The sequence below is a fragment of the Sabulibacter ruber genome, from assembly GCF_017355955.1.
In the GTDB taxonomy this organism is placed as follows: Bacteria; Bacteroidota; Bacteroidia; order Cytophagales; family Hymenobacteraceae; genus Nibribacter; species Nibribacter ruber_A.
This window is the reverse complement of the sequence record NZ_JAFFID010000197.1, coordinates 1-247: the sequence shown is the minus strand read 5'-3', so window position 1 is coordinate 247 and position 247 is coordinate 1. Positions and strand designations below refer to the sequence as shown.

Genomic DNA, 247 nt, shown 5'->3' with positions numbered 1-247 from the left:
TCATCGCGACCGCGCTGATCGACACCGGCAGCCGCATGGACGAGGTGATCTTCGAGGAGTTCAAGGGCACCGGCAACTCCGAGATCATCCTCGACCGCAAGCTCTCCGACAAGCGCACCTTCCCGGCCATCGACATCTCCAAGTCGGGCACCCGCAAGGAAGAGATGCTGGTCGACAAGGGCACCATGTCGAAGATGTGGATCCTGCGCCGCATCCTGATGCCGATGGGCGTGACCGACGCGGTCGA

General features: G+C 62.8%; 1 pseudogene. It reads left to right on the top strand.

What is annotated here, in order from left to right:
* Window positions 1-247, top strand: a pseudogene (locus JT719_RS25025) (transcription termination factor Rho); the annotation flags it as partial.